This window comes from Sutterella sp. (assembly GCF_052272535.1).
Taxonomy (GTDB): domain Bacteria; phylum Pseudomonadota; class Gammaproteobacteria; order Burkholderiales; family Burkholderiaceae_F; genus Sutterella.
Genome location: NZ_DAVZJY010000226.1, coordinates 1 through 3,563, shown reverse-complemented (window position 1 = coordinate 3,563; position 3,563 = coordinate 1). Strand labels below are relative to the sequence as shown.

Here is a 3,563-nt window from a genome sequence, read left to right as displayed (position 1 = left end):
ACAAACATTTTGGCCTCGCTAACCTCGCCCTGAAGGACGGGGCTTGTGCGAGGCCTATCTTTTGGTCAGTTCGCGCCCGCGCGCAACATTGCGCGAAGGTCGCGGCCCGAGAGCCCGAGATCGGCGTTGCGGCGCGCGAGGAGCTCCTTCGTCCAGTAGATGCCGCAGATCGTCTTCACGTCGGTGATGCGGCCGTCGAGCGTCATCGCCACGGCCTCTTCAAAGGGCACGCGGTAGACCTCGAGGAATTCGCCGTCGTCCAACTTCTGCTCCACGTCGGAGAGCTCCTCGGCGAGGTAGATCACGATGTGTTCGTTGCTGTAGCCGATGGCGTTGTTGATGACGCCGAGCCGCGTCCAGTCGCGCGCGGCCGTGCCGGTCTCCTCGATCAACTCGCGCTTGGCGCAGGCGAGCTCCTCTTCCTTGGGGTCGATCTTCCCGGCGGGGATCTCCCAGAAGGCGCGCTTCAGGGGGTGGCGCCACTGCCGCTCGAGAAGGATCGTGCCGTCGGCGCCGAGCGCCACCATGGCCGCGGCCCCGCCGTGGCTCAAGTAGAGGCGCTGCGAGGCGCGCCCGTCCGGGAGCTCGACATCGTCGCGCAGCAGATGCACGAACTTGCCGTCGAAGAGCACCTCCTCGGAGGTGGTCTTCTCCTCGAGGGGATCGTCCTTGCGCTCGGCGTAGGGCGCGTTCGTCAGAAGCGGATAGCGGCTCGTCATGAAAATCTTCTCCTTCGAGGCCGGAAGGAGCCTCTCCTTGGGAGTTGGGATTGCAGGGTCCACTACGATAGCGCCGCTCGAGGCCTGCCGGCACGCCGAAACATGCGTCTTCTTCTTAGAATTGAGCCCACCAAAGCAAAGAACGGACCCGCCCCGGGCGGCGGGTCGATCCCAAGAGAGAAGAGAAGAACATGAGCCTCACCGTCCTCAATCTGGAAGAAGCGCACGAACTCGAAGCGCGCTGCGCCAACCGCATGGGCCTTGACGAACTGATGCGCCGTGCGGGCGCCTTCGCCGCCCAATGGATCGCGGGGCGCGTGCCCGCGGGCCACGCCGTCGTACTCGTCGGCCCGGGCAACAACGGCGGCGACGCCGTTGTCTGCGCGTCGGAATTGAAGAAGCGCGGCTTCACGGTGGACCTCGTCCTCCCGGGCGGCGACCCGAAGACCGAGCTCGCGCGCGCGATGCTCGACGAATGGCGCTCCGCGGGCGGCGAGACGCTCGAAGACCCCTACATGGCCCGCAAGGCCGACGTCGTCGTGGACGGCCTCTTCGGCACGGGCCTCAAGCGCCCGATCACCGGCGTCTGGATGGACGCGCTCCTCTGGTTCAACGAACGCATGGGCTTCAAGGTGGCGCTCGACGTCCCCTCGGGTCTCAACAGCGAAACGGGCCTCTGGGTGGGCACGGTTCCGGGCGTGCACGCCGACGCCACCATCACCTTCCTCTCGCACAAGTCGGGCCTCTTCATGAACGAGGGCGCGGACGCCGCCGGCGAGGTCGTGATGAGCGAGCTCGACGTCTCTGTTCCCCTCACCCGCCTCGGCGTGATTGAACCCGCCGACTACGCGCACGTTCTCGAGCCCCGCGCGAAGTTCTCCCACAAGGGCACCTTCGGGCACCTCGCCGTCGTGGGCGGCGCCGAGGGGCACCTCGGAGCCGCGCTGCTCGCCGCGCGCGCAGGCCTCGTGATGGGCGCGGGCACCGTCACCGTGGAGCTTCTCGCCGAGAACGCCCCGGCCGTGGATCCGGTGATGCCCGAACTCATGTTCTCGCGCGAGCCCCTTGACTTCGAGAAGTTCACCGCCGTCGTGATCGGTCCGGGCCTCGGCACGAGCCCGCGCGCCAAGTCGCGCCTCATGGCGGCCCTGAAGTGCTCGCGCCCCCTCGTGATCGACGCCGACGCGCTCAACCTCATCGCCGGCGACAAGGCCGTCCTCGTTGAGCTCCTGCATCGCACGGTCGCGACCGTCATCACCCCGCACGAGGTCGAAGGCTCCCGCATCCTCAAGGTCGAACCGAAGACCATCCAGGCCGACCGCGTCAACGCCGTGCGCGACCTCGCGCTCCAGACGGGCGCAATCACGGTCCTCAAGGGGCCGGGCACCCTGGTCGCCATGCGCAGCACCCGCACCTGGCTCTCCCCGATCGGCACAGCGGCGCTCGCCACCGCCGGCAGCGGCGACGTGCTCTCGGGCATGATCGGCTCCTTCTTCGCGCAGCACTTCGACACGGTCGAGGCGGTGCTCGCCGCCGTGGTGCTCCACGCCCGCGCGGGCGAAGACTCGTTCGCGGGCCTCACCGCGGGCCGCATCGCCTCGAAGGCGGCGGAGATCCTCAATGCCGAGCGCTCGAGCCGCGTGCGCCGCTTCTGATGAGAAACGCCTCGGACGCTCATAAACGCAGATAAATCAAAGCCAAGGCCGGCCGGAAGTTCTTCCGCGCCGGCCTTCTTCGTGCGGTCTCAACGGGCAATTGCAAGCTCGAATTTGCACTCTTCACGTTTTGTTGCATGCCTCACAGACCTGCAATACCTCTCAGGAGGGAGCGGGGATATAGTTCATCTCACGACGGACGGCGGTGAGAGAACGACGTCCGGCGTGTTTCTCCTAACTTTAGGTTGAGAAAATTGAGGGTTGAGCCTCGCAGGCGAAGGGAAAACGCCTGCGAGGTTTTTTTTCGTCCTGAAGCCGGCTCGAGCACCGTCTACACGTTTTGTTGCAATCAACACGATTCCGACATGAAGCTTGAGCGGTGTTTCACGTATAGTTCAACCCGTGGTTAGGAGCCGCTGAGAGAACGGCTTTCCGGCTGCATTTTCTCCTGACTTTAGGTTGAGAAAATTGAGGGTTGAGCCTCGCAGGCGGTGGGAAACGCCTGCGAGGTTTTTTTTCATTCCTGCGGTCGTCCCCTCGTTTCATCCTCGCCCTCTGCCGGCGACGGCTTCAAGAAGCGCTGCACCAATCAACCCGAGCGTATTTCCGCCCCGCACGGGATGCGCTCCAACGATCCCGCTGGCCCGCTCCGGCCGGCGCTCCCGCTCCCGCCTCACGGGCGATTGCGCGGCCGCGGCCTGCCGACGGCGCGGAAAACCTTCGAGCGCTTCAGGGTTCGTTCACCGCGCCGCCTCATCGTCCCGGCGTATGGCGCAGCGTGGGGCCGAAGCATTGATCGCCCTAAACAAAGTGAGTCCTTGCTTTCTTGAGAAATCACCGCCCCCACCCGCAGCGGGAGTCCCCGCGATCCCGGGACGTTCTCAAACGTTTCCTATGCCGCCTCCTCGTCACGTTCGATTGCAGGTGGAGCGTCCGCTGAAACATCCCGCACCGCGCCGCTCCCTATAGTTCTTCTCACGGCGGTTGAGTGAAGAGAGACGCCCGACCGCCGGAAACTCCTTGAGGGTTTTATGAGGGTTTGGCCCCGCGCGCAGTTCTGCTTCTGCCCGCGGGGTCTTTTTCTTTGCGCTCTCCACGAAGAGCGCCCGGGCTTGTTTCCGAACGTACCGTTTCTCACGGAATCCGCCGCAGGAAGCCCCTGAATTCATTCATGGGGAGGAATGCGGCG

General features: G+C 65.2%; 2 protein-coding genes. One reads left to right on the top strand and one right to left on the bottom strand.

All coding sequences use genetic code 11. The features are described from left to right. Positions 1-65: 65 nt before the first annotated feature. The gene (locus ACT6Y9_RS09495) at positions 66-719 is read right to left on the bottom strand and encodes an NUDIX domain-containing protein (protein ID WP_295479920.1); all 654 of its coding nucleotides are present in this window, start codon (positions 717-719) and stop codon (positions 66-68) included. 191 nt (positions 720-910) lie between these two features. Between ACT6Y9_RS09495 and ACT6Y9_RS09490 the strand changes: the two genes are divergently transcribed. Next, positions 911-2,374, top strand: coding sequence for an NAD(P)H-hydrate dehydratase (locus ACT6Y9_RS09490; RefSeq protein ID WP_295479918.1), 1,464 nt, complete (start codon positions 911-913; stop codon positions 2,372-2,374). The last annotated feature ends 1,189 nt before the right edge of the window (positions 2,375-3,563 follow it).